Below are 16,410 nucleotides of genomic sequence, written 5' to 3' on the forward strand. Positions count from 1 at the left end.
TTTTTTAAATAAAAAGAGCCGCACAGGTGCGACTCTTTTTTATTTTAGCAAATATTAATTACCACCCCAGTTAGAGTGAGCTTCTAAGATTGCGTTATCGGTATGACATGTGGAACAAGCTTCTGACACATTAAGTGCATCATAATCTGCTTCTGGAACACCTAAACTATCGATTGTGCCGACAACACCACCGTTAGTTTCAATGTGCTGGATAGTTGACTCGTTCAAACCATAAGGTGGAACGTGGCAACTTAAACAAGCTGCTGATTGTGGTGACACAACTAGATTACCAACGTCGTCTTTACCAAACGCTACAGGAGCAGCATCAGTAGCGATACCTTGGATAGAGAAACCATCATCGCCGTGACAAGCTTGACACTCAGTTTTCTTAAAGAATAAAGAACCACTAGAGTCATAGACATAATGCTTATCATGAACTTTAGTTGCTAGGTTCGATGCTTCACCACCAGATGTTGCACGTGTGCCGTTATGACAAGATGCACAACCATCAAGGTCATTCGAATAACGATGTGTTATCTCAGTAGTATGACATTGCTGACAATCAGTCATTTCAGCGTGTTGAATACGTGGAGACTCTTCAACAACAGAACCATCTTGATTGAAGTAGAAAGTATCAGATGTCACGTAAGGAGCATCTTGGTCGCCTGCATCGAGTTCTTCTGCGTCACAATATTCAATAACACCTTTACCTGAGCAAACGTGTAATTGACTGCTTAATGCGATAGTAGAACCAGCATCAATTAAGGTAGTGATTTCAAAGTCGGCAGCACTGATGATCGAAGTGATTGAACCATCAGCTTCTTCAGTGAAGGTGTCGTAACCGACTTTTTGATAATTGACTAAGAAGTCATCAGCAACCACACCGTTAACGACGATAGCACTATTAAAACCGCCATATTTATATGGACGTGGGTCAATTTGATTAATTGCGACTAACTCATCACCATTTTTAACAGTGAAATTAACTTTGATTTCAGTTGCGTCATCAGCGACTACCATAGAGTTAAACTCTACTTTTAGGGTTGTTGCTAAGAAATTGCTGTTTAGACCATAATGAGCCTCTTCAGCACCGCGACCTCGACCTTCACCACCGTGACAACCGAAACAATTAGCACCTTGTTGATGAGATACTGGCACACCTGCGGCTTCAGCTGCTGGGCCAGGGCTGTGACAGCTCCAACATGCAGTCGTATCAATGTCAGCTTTCCAGCTATCAGTTAAGTTGAAATCTTCATTTGGATTATGACAAGTCAAACAGTTTGACGTCATTTGAGGGTACACACCATCATCCGAGAAGTTAGCTGTAGTATGAATGCTATGAGCCATACCTTTTATAGAGCCATCAAACTCGTACGCTTCACCAATTACATTGCCGTCAGCATCTTTGTCTTCTTTAATGTAACTGTTGTAATCGGTATGACAGAAAGAACAAGCTTCTTCCGTTACGTGCTTACTGCCATGCATAGAAAGCTCACCATCTTGGCCGGCTCTATGACATGTTTGACAATCAGAGTTTGCCAAAATTTGTAACGGTTTTTCAGCAGCAACATCAGTTGCTGGAACCCAATAAAAGAAGCTGTTATTGACGAGAGTCATTGACTGGTTGTTACTTGTCTTAATAGACATGTAAACACCATTAGTTGTATCAGCAACATAATCATATTTATCTAGGGTATCGATGGCTTTATCGAGAGTGACAGAATAGCTACCATCTTTGTTATCGATAAAACAGTCAGTACAATCAACGTTTCCAGAATAAGAACTAGAACCTGTGAAATAACCGTCACCTTTGTCTTTATTGAAGTAGCTTAACCAAATTTGTCTATCTGGGCTTGGATTAACAATTTCATCCTCACCAATTTCATCAGCTGTTCCCACACGACCAAAAGTGATGGTTGCTACGTCAGCTATTGTCAAACCAGTTACGGCTACACCATTCGGATCTGATAATTTGAAGTCTACAGATAAGAAGTTGTTTTCATCAACGCTAGCTGAAGTAATAGTGCTTGTTAGCGATGAAACAGAACCAATCGGTTTGCCGACTACTCCATCTTCACCATCTTCACCGTCTTTGCCATCACTGCCACAGCCAGTCAATGCAAAAGCTAATAGCCCTGCACTGAATACCGCTTTAGCAGTCGTATTTAAATTAAATTTATTCATCATTTTTCCCTGCAAGAGATTTATTTTCACTCGACTTTTCATCATAAAATCGTGCGTATGGATAATATCCAAACTTATTCGAAATAAGCTGTACTATTTTAACCACTTGTAAACTCTACCGCCGTGATTAAGATCTTACTATTCCGAAAGGAGTACTTCTAAATTCTGCAATTTACAACTCGTTGTTTTTAAGTTGTTAAACTGTCGATAATCAGTAGTTGCTCTCTGTGGGTGTTTTTTGTTGATTGACGCTAAAAACCCAGTTTGGTATCCAATTTCAGTAAGCCCTAATGTCTGCAATGATTTTGGTAATGTTCTACTCACTACTAAATAGATTGCTAAAATTGCCATTACTAATAATAAGTGATTTATGTGAAAGATGGGTTAAAACCTGAGCAAATTGTGTGTTTTTTGATGATTAAAGACTGATTTTGGTTAAAAGTGTGATCGTGATCTTATTGTGGTTGATGTGCATTATCACTTGGTCAAATAATTTTGCTGAGTGCGAGGTTTTGGCAGTTAATTTTAGCTGACAAGTTGCTGTATATTGTGTTTTGTATTGGTAAGCTCGAATTGAATTGGCACTTTGCAGGTGCTGTATACTTAAATCAGTTAAATAATGAGCTAATTTAACCGGGATCGAGTAAAGCTTGTGCAGTCGAGCGCTTTGTTGATAAAAGTGAGCGAATTTAACTTGAACATGGTCAGTGCTTAGTGGATAATCCTGTTGTTCTCGTTAAGCAGGACTAATTTTAGATGTTTAAGATAATTAGATATTTAACCTTATTTGCTTAATTAGAAATCAATGGTGACCTTAGGGTCCCCCCGCAATGATAACTTGTGAACTCGGCCAGGCCTGGAAGGGAGCAACCGCAGCAAGTGACTCGTGTGCCGGGGTGTGGCTCTAGGGGAACCTCCAATACTCCTAGTATTTCATTCAAAAACTCTCTAAACTCTCTAAACTCCTTACTTTACTTAAAATAACGTTTTTTATCAGCGTTTATGTTGAGTGTTTCTTTAGTAAACCAACCTAGCCATTTAAAATTTTTGCGCATTAGATGTTTGGCATTTTCTTGATAGCAGGCTCTTTAGCTGCGCTTTCTGCATCTTCCACTAACTTTTTATGAAGGTTGGCTTTTAAAAACTGTCGTGACTTTTCAAGTGCGCTATGGATCTCGTTTTTCATCTGTTGCAGTTCTGCATAATCTTCAAAAAAATAAGTATCAACGAGGTGTCTTATGTAGCGAACTGGAAGTTGATTTAAGGTAACGCAGCATAAATCAGCTAAATACTCCTCTGGTAGCTCTTCGAGTAAGCCTTCGTCTCTTAATATTTCCATTAAAAGCACTTCATAGTAATTACGAATATCAACTTGCATCCTTGACTCCCTATAGAATGAAATTTAACTTGTTTATCTGATTATCATTAGTGTGCTACCAGATTGCCTTGGCTGCAATAAAAAGTTGGCTATGTCTTTGAGTTAGTGCTTGCTCGTTGCGGCTGTAACCGCCTCCGATCACCGCTGCAATCGGGATTTCTGCCTGCTTAGCTTGCTGTAAAATAAATGTATCTCGGGCCAATATGCCTTTGGTTGATATGTCTAAATAGCCTAAATCATCATCTTGGTGAATATCAACGCCGGCATCGTAAAGGATAAGATCTGGCTGATGGATGCTTATAAGGTATGGGATCACTTGTTTGATAACCGATAAGTATTCATCGTCGAGAGTGTGTTTATCAAATTCTATATCGTGATGGGAGCGTTGCTTTCTAAATGGGAAGTTTTTTTGGCAATGAAGCGAGCAAGTTATTATGTTGTCTTGGGTTTGAGACAATGCCGCAGTGCCATCGCCTTGATGTACGTCACAATCGATAATAAGCACTTTCGTGGCTTTTTGCTTAATAAGCATTTGCTTGGCTGCAATCATTAAATCGTTAAAGACACAGAAACCACTGCCAAAGTCATAATGAGCATGATGATAGCCACCACTTAAATGTAGGGCAATACCATGGTCAATTGCCAAATTAGCGCTTAGCACTGTGCCATTGACCGCGTGAAGGGTGCGGTTAACCAGTGATTCGCTCCAAGGAAAACCGATACGGCGCAGCACTTTATTAGTAAGGGTGTTATTGATAAAGCCATCAACATAGTCACTTTGATGGGTTTGTTTTAACACTTTAATATCGATGGGGCTTGGCTGATGAAAATCTTGCGGGATAGCGAGACCTTGTTCAAGTAAATATTGCTGTAAACGTTGATATTTACTGGTAGGAAACCGATGCTTTTTAGGTAACGCCAGCTTGGAGTAGCTGGCGTGATAAACGAGTGGAATAGTCATTAAAGCTGTTTAATAGCCCAACTCATGAACTCTTTGCGTGTTTGCTCATCAGCTTGTAACCACCAATATTGCAGCATTTGCTCAGGATGAGTTGCCGCTTTATCTGTTACAGCCGATGTCGTTGCGGAAGCTGTCGCAGTTTGAGTCACAGGTGTGCTAGCAACTACTGCGGTCGAGGTCACGGCCGCTGTTGTGGCAGTTGCAGTGTTTACTGCGGCTGGAGCGACATTGCTACTGGTTGCAGAAGCTGCTAATGCGTCAATATCATCACCTTTATTACTGCCAAATAACCCGCCTAAAAATGAACCTTCTTCAAAATCGGTTTGGGTAATTGTGTAATCGACTTTGCCATTATCTTGGCGTGAGATAATCACTTGGGGATCTTTAGCAAAGCTTTTAGGGCGTTTTACAAATTCTCCGTCTGCGGGCTTAAGAAAATACTCATGATCGCCATCGACTATAATAGTGACAATAAAAGGCGCTGATTTTATAAAGCTTTGGCTATCGCTGAACTCATCTTCAATCATATCGTGGTAACGGATGGCTATTTTATGGGAGCCATTACTAAGGTCTAGATCTGATTTATGGGTAAACTTATTGGTATCAATTTCTTTGCCATCCAATGCTAAATACTCAAACGACATTGGAATGGTTAAATTTGCCGCTAAAGCTGATGTTGATGTAGCTAAAGCAAGTAAAGTGGCACTTAGCGTTCGGGTAAAATTCATTGTTGCTCCTTAACGATTTAAATTTCTATTAGGTCGTTCAAACATCTGGATTCTTTCCTCTATATAACTAATTGCTTGACGACATTTTCCTAAGCGTCGATGTAGAGAGAGAATTTCATTTTGTAATCTGATTTTGTCAGTACTATGACAGTTTGCAAGTGCAGATTCCATTTCTGCTATTTTTTGTTCAAAGGTTGTAGCCCAATTCAAATGTTTGTTCAGCTCTTGATAAATTTGGTGGCTGTTTTTCATTACATTACTGGCTATCCAGCCAAAGCCACTGTCTGAATGTTGTTGCTGTTGTTTTTTTGCATAGCGTGCACGGCTATTGTCACGTTTTTGCTTTTCAGTATTCACATTCAGGTTGGTGGTCACTAAGGCTCGTCTTAATGCGGTAAAGCGATCTTGAATGCGCTGGCAGCTAAGCTCAATGATTCTGACATCAAGTTTGAAAGAAAGTTGCTTTTCTAATTGCTGAATGTCTTTTTTTAATTGGGCAATACAAGGGCTTAATTGGGCACCTTGTTGAATAAATAATTGTGAATTAAATCGTTCAATATCTTGCAGCATTTTCTTTTGTTGCGCAGGTAATTGCTGATCGTGATGTAAGGCATCTTGTTCTAATGAACTGAGCTGCTGTTTTAATTGGTAAATGAGTTGGTTGGTGTTTCTCATAGCCAAGCCGTCCAAGCTAAATGTGCTGCAATGGATAATACAGTAATGATAAATAGCGGTTTAATAAAGGGAATACCAAATCTTATAGCAGATTTAGCCCCAATAAATGATCCCGCCATCATACAAACACCGATCCACAAACCTAATATCCAATCCACTTCGCCTAATAAGGCAAAAATGACTAATGCGGTAACATTACTCACTGAGGTCATTAGCCTTGCTAAGGCGCAGCTGTTTAATAATGGCAGCTTATGCAGCCTGATGCTGGATACTGTCCAAAATGCGCCAATACCGGGGCCTGCAAAACCATCATAAGCACCTAAGGTCATTCCTTGCACTATTTGTTTGTTTTGAGATGGCAACCCGGTGGGTTGATTGATGATAGTTTCGCCCATCGCTTTGGGACTTATAAGGGTGTAGATTGCAATCCCGATAATGATCAGCGGTAAGATTTTTTCGAGCCAAGCAGCATCAATAAAATAAACTAAAAAACTGCCGATGATGGCACCTATAAAGGTCGTCAAAAATGCAGCCCGCCAGAAGGAAGGTTTAATGAGTTGTTGTTTGTAGTAGGTATAACCTGCAGTAATAGAGCCGAAACAGGCTGCGAGCTTATTGGTACCCAATGCTAAATGGGGTGGAACTCCCATTGTTAGCAGTGCAGGGATAGAAAGCAAACCGCCACCGCCAACAACGGCATCTATAAAACCTGCAACAACACCAATTATCGCCAGAATGACCCAATGACTAGGGTCTAACAAAAATTCCAAAAAAATACCTATTCAATAACTTTACGAAATGGCGGTAGGGCATCGAGTAACGATTTACCGTAACGCTTGGTAATTAGGCGGCGGTCTAAAATAGTCACTCGGCCATAATCGTCTTCTTTGCGCAGTAATCTACCACAACTTTGGATTAATTTACGTGACGCATCTGGAATGGTTAATTGTAGGAAAGGGTTGCCACCTTTGCTTTTTATATATTCCGCATGTGCTTGTTCAACTGGTGATGTCGGCACTGCAAAGGGCAGTTTGGTGACAATCAGGTTGGTAAGGTAATCCCCAGGTAAATCTAATCCTTCTGAAAAACTGCCTGTGCCAAAGATAATACTGGCTTTTCCGGCATCACAACGGGCTTTATGTTGAGTTAGCACCTGTTGTCTTGGCATAGTTCCTTGAACAAATAACTGCTCTTTAGGCATTTTACCAATAATTTGATCTGTCACCTTTTCCATTTGCCAATAAGAGGCAAACAGCACCAATGTTGCCATTTCATCTTCAACTAATGCCAATATCTGCTCTGCAAGCTCATCGGTAAAGGCTTCATCTGTAGGCTCATTCTTCATTTGAGGAATAAATAATGTGGCATTATTTTGATAATCAAATGGCGATAGTAACGCCAAAAAGCGGCTGCCATCATTTAATGATAACCCGACTTGATGGGCAAAATGATTAAAATTATTCAGCGCCCGCAGTGTTGCGCTGCACAATACAACACCTGCGGCTTTTTGCCACAGCATAGATTCGAGCATGAAACCCACTTCAATAGGAGACGCACAAAATAAATAATCCTGTTGTTTACCTGTGATCAGTTCAGCCCAGCGCGCCATGGGCGCACCTTTTTTTGAGTCTTCTTTAGCGAGCATTTTCCATAATTTATGCAAGTTTTCTAAACGCTGGGAAATAAAGCCTGCTTCTGAAAGCACTGTTTCTGATTGATGTTTAGGTAACTCACCATCTTTTATCGCTTCACTTAAAACGGTTTGAATTTTATTAAATTGCTTTAATGCAGAATTCGATGCTGAAGCTAAGTTTTCGGCCTGTATGAGTAATGACTCTGGTAATTTGCCATTTTCAAATCTTAAACGGGTTTCTGGGTTGGCAAAGAGCTGCGGCTGGGTATCACAAAAATGTGCCACTTGATTAAGCTGGCTAACCAGCTCATTAATGTGATCTAGCATCGCTTGCACTGGTGCAATAATATGAGTGGTTTTTAATTGGTTTTGTAATTTAGAGCAGGTTTTACCTGCCTTTTCTAGCCAATCAGCTGTGCCGCGAAGACTTGCTTGGGCGCTGGAGAAATCTCTGGCAACTGTTGGCAGATGATGCGCCTCATCGATGACATAAAACATCTCTTCAGGCTCTGGTAAAATAACGCCGCCGCCCAGTTCTAAGTCGGCAAATAACAAACTGTGGTTAACAATGAGTACGTCCCAGGTTTCGACATCTTCACGGGCTTTATGAAAAGGGCAGTTATGATGATTGGATAACTGACGATGGCAGCTGTGTTTATCACAGCATATTTGCTGCCATAAAAAGTCAGGAACAGGTTGCTCTAAAGTGTCGATTTCACCGTTCCACTTTTTATCTTGGTAATCTTTATGGATTTTTTTGAGTTGGTCAATCTGGCTTTGATCAGGCTTTGTCTGCCACATCGCCATTTGTGAGGTGTCTTCGGGGCCAATCATGGCTTCAAGCTTTGCTAAGCAAACATAGCGCTGACGGCCTTTGACTAAACCAAATTTAAAGTCTACCCCAGACTGTTGCAAAAAGAAGGGTAAATCTTTATGCAGTAATTGCTCTTGTAATGCTACGGTTGCCGTTGCTATACAGACTTTTTTCTTGCTGGCAATGGCTAACGGAATCGTGCCAAGAATATAGGATAAGGATTTACCAATACCGGTGCCGGCTTCACAAACCATAATGCGACGGTGTTTGTCATATTCACCGGCCAGTGTTTTAGATATTTCAGCCACCATATAGTTTTGCTCACGGCGAGAGCGAAAATTTGGCATTGCCGCCGCGATATCTTTATAGATAGTGCGGATCTGACTTTTGACTTTATCCGTTAACATGAGTGACCTATTCGCATTCTTTGCTTACTGTTTATGTGTTCGCTGTTATATGCTGTACATAATAACAGTGAATTGAACTGCACGAAATATTTAATCGAGCCAAAAACTATGACAGTAAGCGTAAATAAGGTGACTTCTATCAAAGGGCGAGTGTTGACGCGGCATTCAGCTTTTCGTGATGGTCGACTTATATTGCAATATTATTTAAAAACGAGATCTGGCCCTGTGCTGATAGAAGTGGACGGGGCTGAAGTAGTGTGTTTTTGCCGTCAAATAGATATACCAAAACTCGCAGGACATATTCATCAAGGTTGCAGAATCGAAACTATCGCGCTTAAAAACTTTAATCACCAAGCTATCGCCTGTATTTATTTAAAGTCAGCCAGTGTACAAAGGCTGTTATTGCGGATTGCCAATGATATGGGGATTGAGATTTATGAGGCAGATATTAGGGCAGAGCAGCGATATTTGATAGAACGCTTTATTGCCTTTGATGTTGAGTTTATCGGGCAATCTAGTTTAGAGGCTGATTTATGTAACAGTCAGAATACCAGCTTAAGTCAATTGCCGGTGTACCAAGCTGTAAAAGCAAGAAAAAGCGATAATGACATCTCGCTTTCTATGATTTCGTTGGATTTCGAATGTAGCCCTAGCGGCGAGTTATATTCAGTTGGCTTATATGGGCAAGATTATCAATTAGTCATTATGGTGGGACAGCCTCAAGAGTCAGAGCACTATATTCAGTGGGTGGTTACCGAAGTTGAGCTTATTAAGCGATTAATTGTTTGGTTTGCCGAATATGATCCTGATGTCATTATTGGCTGGGCGGTCGTCACTTTTGATTTGTCACTATTGTATAAACGTTGTCAGTTACATTCGATACCGTTAACCATTGGTCGTGGGGCGACGGTATTAAGCTGGAAGGTTGAAGATAAGCATCGCCCTGAAACCTTATCTTTACCGGGGCGAGTGGTGCTAGATGGCATCGATTGGATTAAAGCGGCATTCTATCATTTTGAACGCTATTCATTAGAGCACGTATCGCAACAATTACTAAATGAAGGCAAGGCTATTGACCATGTTGATAATCGCAGCCAAGAAATCTGTCATTTGTTTGCCCATGATAAAGTCGCATTGGCGTTTTATAATATTACCGATTGCCGCCTAGTATGGGATATTTTTGATAAAACCCAGTTGCTGGCTTTTGCCATTGAACGGGCCAAACTAACCGGCTTAGAATTTGGCCGCGTTGGCGCATCTGTTGCTGCTTTTAATAATTTATACCTACCGCACTTACATCGAAGCGGTTTTGTTGCCCCTGCTCACCCAGCTAGTGATGGACTTGAATCTCCTGGTGGCTATGTGATGGATTCTATCCCGGGTTTTTACAAAGATGTTTTAGTGTTGGACTTTAAAAGCCTTTATCCATCAATTATTAGAACGTTTTTGATTGATCCCAAAGGCTTGGTGGTGGGCGAACAGCAGCCTGACGAAGTGACTGTGCCGGGTTTTCTCAATGCAAGATTTAGCAGAGACAACCCCATATTGCCAGAGCTAATAGCAACACTCGCGCAGCAGCGTGAGCAAGCCAAACAACTTAACAACCAACCTCTGTCCCAAGCCATTAAAATAATCATGAACTCTTTATATGGCGTATTGGGCTCTAGAGGCTGTGTGTTCCATGATGCCAAGCTTGCAAGCTCGATTACCATGCGTGGCCATCAAATCATGAAGCAAACCAAAGCTTGGATTGAAGAGTTGGGTTATAAGGTGATTTATGGTGATACCGACTCTACCTTTGTGTGGTTAGGAGAAAAGCATCAAATAGACGATATTAGTCAGTTAGGTCATATGCTGGCACAGGAAATTACCCAAAAATGGGCCGATTTTTGTGCTACCAAGTTTCAGTTAAAAAGTTATTTGGAACTTGAATTTGAAAGTCACTTTAATCAATTTGTCATGCCGACATTAAGAGGCTCAGATGCTGGCAGTAAAAAACGCTATGTAGGGGCAACCACTGACAAGGAGGGACAATTAGCACTGACCTTTAAAGGCATGGAGCAAGTCAGAAGTGATTGGAGCCCTTTAGCCAGAAGAATGCAATATCATTTATACTTGTTATTATTTACCCAAGGGGACGTTAGAGGCTATTTGTTAAAGCAAATTAAGGAGCTTCAAAATGGCTCATTTGATGATGAACTAATTTTTAGAAAACGCCTAAAGCGTAACATTGAAGATTATACGGCTAAATCTTCACCACATGTGAAAGCCGCAACGCGTCTATGTCAAATAACAGGTAATTCGGAGCTTGGTAAAAGAGGCACCATGATCGCTTACAGGATGACTCTGAATGGTGCGCAACCTATAGAAGCAACCAATGAATCAATTGATTACCAATATTACCTTGATAAACAAATCGAGCCCATTGCAGAACCAGTATTAGGGCTCAAAGGTGACAGTTTTGATAGTCTTGTGAGTAATCAGATGTTGTTACTTTAATGTTGCTGACTGTGTAATTTATGGTGATACGTTATCATTTTTATGTCTTTTGGTAGTGGTTTGTGCTTTGCAATGTGCTTATTTAGTTTATTATGATATTTAATCGATTTATCTCTTTGTTTCATGCTAATTCATCATGCTAGCCTTCAGTTAATGGAAAAATTCTATGCAAATAGATTATTTAAAATAATTAATGATGAAAATGAAATGGGAAGGTTTAGCTCGATGAAAAAGACTTTAATCGCATCAACACTTGCAGCAGTTATGTTTGTACCAACAGCTTCTGCTATCGAAATCTATAAAGATGAGAAAAACTCTGTTGCTATTGGTGGTTTCATCGATGCACGTATTTATAGTGGCCAAGGTGAAACTGAAATCGTCAATGGCGCATCACGTATTAACTTCGCCTTTGATCGTCAAATGAATGATGGTTGGGCAACCTTTGCTAAATTCGAGTGGGGTGTTAACCCATTCGGTAACAGTGAAATCGTTTATAGTGCTGGTAGTCAATTTGAATCACAAAGCGATGACTTTCTAAATAACCGTTTAGGTTACGTTGGCGTATCAAATGATACTTACGGCTCAATCAGCCTAGGTAAGCAATGGGGTGTTTGGTACGACGTTGTTGCCGGAACAAACTACCCTATCGTATGGGATGGTAATGCTGCAGGTGTATACACATACAATAAAGCTGATGGCGCTATTAACGGTGTAGGCCGTGGTGATAAAACCATTCAATACCGTAACTCGTTTGATAAATTCAGTTTTGGTGCGCAAGTACAGTTAAAGCAAAATGAATTCGTTATTTACGAAGATGAGAACGTAGATGGTTTTTCTGATGCACCAAGTATTAATGATGAAGAGTCACTAGGTACTGTAGAATACGGTAATACCTTCGGTTTATCGGCTATGTATCAATTCACTGATGAATTATCTGTTGGTATTGGTTACAACACGGGTAAATTTGAAGGTGAATTAGAGAACGGCACCCGCATTGAAGAGCGTGATGAAATTTACGGCTTAAGCGTAACTTATGGTAACTGGGATGCAGAAGGTATTTATTTCTCTGCGAACTACAATGAAAATAAATTTCATGACACAGATAACATTGGCCGTATGATTGAAAGTGCGAAAGGTGTAGAGTCATTAGTATCATATCGTTTTGACAACAACATCCGTGTTTTCTTAGCATATAACATGTTAGATGCTGATAGCGTATTAGGCGCTGATGAAGGTGAAGTATTTAAGCGTCAGTTCACTACAGCAGGTATTCATTATATCTGGGATACAAACACTATCCTTTATTTTGAAGGTCGTATCGACAGCAGTGATTTCCGCGGAACAAACGAAGACAAAATGAAGATCAGTGAAGATGATGGCATTGGCTTCGGTATTCGTTACATTTTATAAAATTAAAATTTAACAACTACCCATTAAAACACTCCGAAAGGGGTGTTTTTTTTGCTTTAAAATTCATAGCGACCGTCTGCTTGTTAATTAATTGTAAGTCTCGAAGGTCATTTGACCACATATCTATTTATTGTTATGGGTATAAAATAGCCGACTGGAACAATTCTGCAACATTTTAAATTGTTATTTGTTATTTTTAAATGCTATTAAATACAGAGGCTTAAGGTGGTTGTGTAGTTTAATTCTCTATTTTTGTATGTTTTTGTGGACGAAATAACCATTCTAAACATGTTAACTTACCCGATATTAATGAAACATATGTTGAATTAATGTTTTATTTGTGATTTTATTGCATACGAAATGTGGTTGAACGATGTTCAACTTCGTTAACCAACCTAAATTAATAAGGTTGGAACAATAAGAAAGACACAAGTCCAGGGAGATTGACAATGCATAAGAATTTATTAGCTAAATCAGTGCGTCTAGCAATGATTAGCGGTGCAGCTGCGGCAGCATTCAGTTCACCAGTAGCATTCGCTGCTGAAGAAGGCGAAAAAGTAGAACGTATCGAAGTAACTGGTTCGCGTATTAAGCGTACTGATATGGAAGGTGTAAACCCAGTAACTGTTATTGATGCTGCTGCAATTGAAAAAATGAGCGTTAATAATGTGGGTGACTTGCTACAAAATTTGACGTCTTCTGCAGGTGCAGCAACTAACACTCAAACGAATAACGGCGGTGACTCAAGTACTCGTTTTTCACTTAGGGGTATTGGTTCTGATAGAACCTTAGTTTTGATTAATGGACGTCGAGTTGTAGCTGGTGGTGGCGGTGCAAACTCATCTGTTGATTTAAATACTATTCCAACTGCTATCGTTAAGCGTGTAGAAGTATTAAAAGATGGTGCTTCTGCTACATATGGTTCCGATGCTATTGCAGGTGTTGTAAATATTATTACCAAAAATGATTTCGAAGGTTTTGAAATTAAGGCTAATTACTCTTCTAGTGACAAAGGTGACGCAGAAACAACTGGCGTCGACGTAACTTTTGGTGCACAAAGTGAAAGAGGTAACGTTGTTGTTTCTTTAGGTTATAGTGATCAGGAAGACGCCTTTATGGGCGATCGCTCTTTCTCTGAGTTTGAGTTACGTGCTTACGAAGATGGTACAACACAAGAAGGGGGCTCTTCAGCACCACCTTGGGTAAATGCAAACACTGCCGATGGTCGGGTTACTCGAGGTCCTGAATATGGAGATTGGAGAGCTTATGATGGCTCAACTGATTCATATAACTACAACCCAGTGAATTACCTTCAAACACCTAGTAAACGTCGTCACGCATCAGTTTTTGCTAATTACTCATTAGGTGATTTTGGTTTCCTTGGTGAAGTTAACTCATTCGCAGAAGCAAACTACGTGCAGACAGTTGGTAATCGATTGATCGCACCTGAACCGCTTGCACCATTAGTGTTCTTTGGTTCACCAGCACCTTATTCAGCAAATAACTATTACAATCAGAAAATGGGGCCCAAAGATAGCAATGGCAACTCTTATGTCATTGATGATTGGCGTCGAAGAATGCTGGAAACTGGAGGTCGTGCTAACGAGCGTGATTACAAGACATTTAGAACTGTTGTTGGGTTTAATGGTTACTTTTCAAATGGCTGGGATTGGGAAGTCTCACATACATGGGGGCAAAGTGACTCTGTGGAGAAAGCTGCTGGCTACTTTAACCTAGATCGTGTAGCGGAAGCTGTTGGGCCTACTGGCTGGCTAGATGCTAATGGAGATTTAATGGTTGATAACAATGGTAATGCTATTGTTGATGCTGCAGGTTCAGAATTAGTTTGTCTTGATGCCGATGGTGGTGTTATTGGTGGATGTACTCCATTGAATATCTTTGGCACTCCAGGCTCTGCTGATGAAATATCACCAGAAATGCTTCAATATATTTCAGGTGACTACAACACTACAGAAACAGGTCAAAATAAACAGGAAGTATTGCAAGCTATCGTCTCAGGTGACTTATTCGATTTGCCAGCGGGTTCTGTAGGTTTTGCTTTAGGTTGGGAAGATCGTAAAGAATCTGGTTCTTACACTCCAGATTCACTGATTCTTCAAGGAACTACTACTGCGGGTTCAGCTGTTGGAACTCAAGGCGGTTATGATGTTCAAGAGTTCTTTGGTGAACTAATTGTTCCAGTCCTTTCCGATCTACCGTTCGCTCATAAGCTAGATATTGAAGCGGCAGTTCGTTATTCTGATTACAGTACATTTGGCGATAACACTAGTGCAAAAGTTGGTGTTAAATGGATGCCAATTGATACCTTGATGGTTCGTGCGACGTTATCTGATGCTTTCCGTGCACCAACAACATCAGACCTATATGGCGGCGCTGCTACAGGCTTCCCAGAAGCAATTGATCCATGTGACGGAAACTTTTACACAGACGCAGAATATGCAGCTATTAAAGCGAGTCCAAATTGGGCTAACTGTGTGGCAACTGGCGTGCCGCAGAATGGTTATGATTCAGGTGGCGTAGAGCAGATACCAACTAAAGGTGGTGGAGCAGACAACTGGAATGGTGCTGTTACTGTAACTCCTGAAACTGCAGATGTATTTACTGTAGGTTTCGTTTATAACCCTGAGTTTATTGATAATTTATCAATGACAGTGGATTATTGGAAAATTGAACTTGAAAATGCTATCTCTACAGTTGGTACTCAAACTCGTTTAGATGGTTGTTTTAATAATGCTGAATACTGTGAAACCATTAATCGATTCACATCAGGTGCCGCTGAAGGTGGTATTATTGATGTTCAAAATTACACAGTGAATGTTGGTGGCATTAACACGGCTGGTATTGATTATGATTTTCGTTATACGTTCGAAACTGGGTTTGGTGATTGGGGACTTGGTTTAGATGGTACGTATTTACTTGAATATGACAAATTCCTTGCAGATGGCAGTGTAGTTGATCATGTAGGTCGCTTTGAAGGTAATCATGATGGTATGTTTGCTGAATTAAAGACTAACTTTACTGTTTCATGGGCAGTTGCTGATTTCAATTCTTCATTAATTACTCGTTATATTAGTGGAGTTAAAGAAGTTGAAGCTGGTTGGTGGACTGCTCCTTTTGAAAGGGATGTAGATTCTAATATAGTAGTAGATTTCCAAACCAACTATATGCTTAATGACCATGTAACATTAACAGCTGGTGTTGATAATGTATTTGATGAAGAGCCTCCATTTGTTTATTCGGCATTTGGTGCTAACACAGACGTGTCAACTTATGATGTTATTGGCCGCAGTATATATGTACGTGCAGGTATAAAGTTCTAAGTTTTATATTAAGGAAAGGGCGCTATTAGCGCCCTTTTTTATAGGGAAATTATGAAAAAAGTTCTGTTTATAGGAATATTACTGTCTCTAATAAGTGCTTGTGAATCATCTCAAGATATTTATAAAAATAGGGAATCAAAAAGTGATATGGCCGAGAATAGCGTCAGTTGTGAAATGCTTTCTAGAACGGGTTCGAATAGGAAAACTAAAGTGTGTAGAACAGCTAAACAAAAACTTGAAGATGAAAAAAATGCAGAAGACTCTCTAACTAGGTTACAAAAAAATGGTGCAACTGTTGGAAATTAGGTTAACAAAGCATAATTAAAGGGCTGATTTTTATCAGCCCTTTAATTTTTATAAGATTAAGTGGATTATTTAAG

11 protein-coding genes and 1 other RNA gene are annotated in these 16,410 nt (G+C 40.1%); 5 read left to right on the forward strand and 7 right to left on the reverse strand.

Going from position 1 to position 16,410, the window contains the following annotated elements; genetic code table 11:
* Positions 1–54: 54 nt before the first annotated feature.
* Positions 55–2,187, reverse strand: a complete 2,133-nt coding sequence (locus tag BCU57_RS03655; RefSeq protein ID WP_157936420.1) for an OmcA/MtrC family decaheme c-type cytochrome — start codon at positions 2,185–2,187, stop codon at positions 55–57.
* Between the two features lie 811 nt (positions 2,188–2,998).
* Between BCU57_RS03655 and ffs the strand changes: the two genes are divergently transcribed.
* Positions 2,999–3,095, forward strand: an RNA gene (gene ffs, locus BCU57_RS03660) — signal recognition particle sRNA small type.
* Positions 3,096–3,238: 143 nt separating this feature from the next.
* On the opposite strand, the gene BCU57_RS03665 is transcribed toward ffs, so the two are convergent.
* The 6 genes from BCU57_RS03665 to dinG are packed head-to-tail and all read right to left on the reverse strand — an operon-like array spanning position 3,239 to position 8,780.
* Entirely contained in the window at positions 3,239–3,562 is a 324-nt protein-coding gene (locus BCU57_RS03665) for a late competence development ComFB family protein (protein WP_102436094.1), read from the reverse strand.
* 55 nt (positions 3,563–3,617) lie between these two features.
* Positions 3,618–4,523 (reverse strand): histone deacetylase, encoded by a 906-nt coding sequence (locus tag BCU57_RS03670; RefSeq protein WP_102436092.1) that lies wholly within the window; start codon positions 4,521–4,523, stop codon positions 3,618–3,620.
* Positions 4,523–5,251 (reverse strand): DUF2057 domain-containing protein, encoded by a 729-nt coding sequence (locus tag BCU57_RS03675; protein WP_102436090.1) that lies wholly within the window; start codon positions 5,249–5,251, stop codon positions 4,523–4,525. The genes BCU57_RS03670 and BCU57_RS03675 overlap by 1 nt, the downstream gene beginning before the upstream one ends.
* A gap of 9 nt (positions 5,252–5,260) precedes the next feature.
* A complete protein-coding gene (locus BCU57_RS03680; RefSeq protein ID WP_102436088.1) occupies positions 5,261–5,926 on the reverse strand; it encodes a primosomal replication protein in 666 nt (221 codons plus the stop codon).
* The gene (locus BCU57_RS03685) at positions 5,923–6,696 is read right to left on the reverse strand and encodes a TSUP family transporter (RefSeq protein ID WP_102436086.1); all 774 of its coding nucleotides are present in this window, start codon (positions 6,694–6,696) and stop codon (positions 5,923–5,925) included. The genes BCU57_RS03680 and BCU57_RS03685 overlap by 4 nt, the downstream gene beginning before the upstream one ends.
* Positions 6,697–6,704: 8 nt before the next feature.
* Positions 6,705–8,780: an ATP-dependent DNA helicase DinG gene (gene dinG, locus BCU57_RS03690; RefSeq protein WP_102436084.1), complete on the reverse strand. Its 2,076-nt coding sequence runs from the start codon at positions 8,778–8,780 to the stop codon at positions 6,705–6,707.
* 108 nt (positions 8,781–8,888) lie between these two features.
* Between dinG and BCU57_RS03695 the strand changes: the two genes are divergently transcribed.
* From BCU57_RS03695 to BCU57_RS03710, 4 genes are all read left to right on the forward strand, one after another.
* A complete protein-coding gene (locus BCU57_RS03695; RefSeq protein ID WP_102436082.1) occupies positions 8,889–11,279 on the forward strand; it encodes a DNA polymerase II in 2,391 nt (796 codons plus the stop codon).
* A gap of 225 nt (positions 11,280–11,504) precedes the next feature.
* On the forward strand, positions 11,505–12,689 hold the full coding sequence (locus BCU57_RS03700; protein WP_102436080.1) for a porin: 1,185 nt from the start codon (positions 11,505–11,507) through the stop codon (positions 12,687–12,689).
* 449 nt (positions 12,690–13,138) lie between these two features.
* Entirely contained in the window at positions 13,139–16,030 is a 2,892-nt protein-coding gene (locus BCU57_RS03705; protein ID WP_102436078.1) for a TonB-dependent receptor domain-containing protein, read from the forward strand.
* Between the two features lie 51 nt (positions 16,031–16,081).
* Positions 16,082–16,336 carry a hypothetical protein gene (locus BCU57_RS03710; protein WP_102436076.1) on the forward strand — a complete coding sequence of 85 codons (255 nt, stop codon included), beginning with the start codon at positions 16,082–16,084 and terminating at the stop codon, positions 16,334–16,336.
* Positions 16,337–16,410 lie beyond the last annotated feature (74 nt).

Origin of the sequence: Shewanella sp. 10N.286.48.B5, assembly GCF_002874355.2 — a bacterium.
In the GTDB taxonomy this organism is placed as follows: Bacteria; Pseudomonadota; Gammaproteobacteria; order Enterobacterales; family Shewanellaceae; genus Shewanella.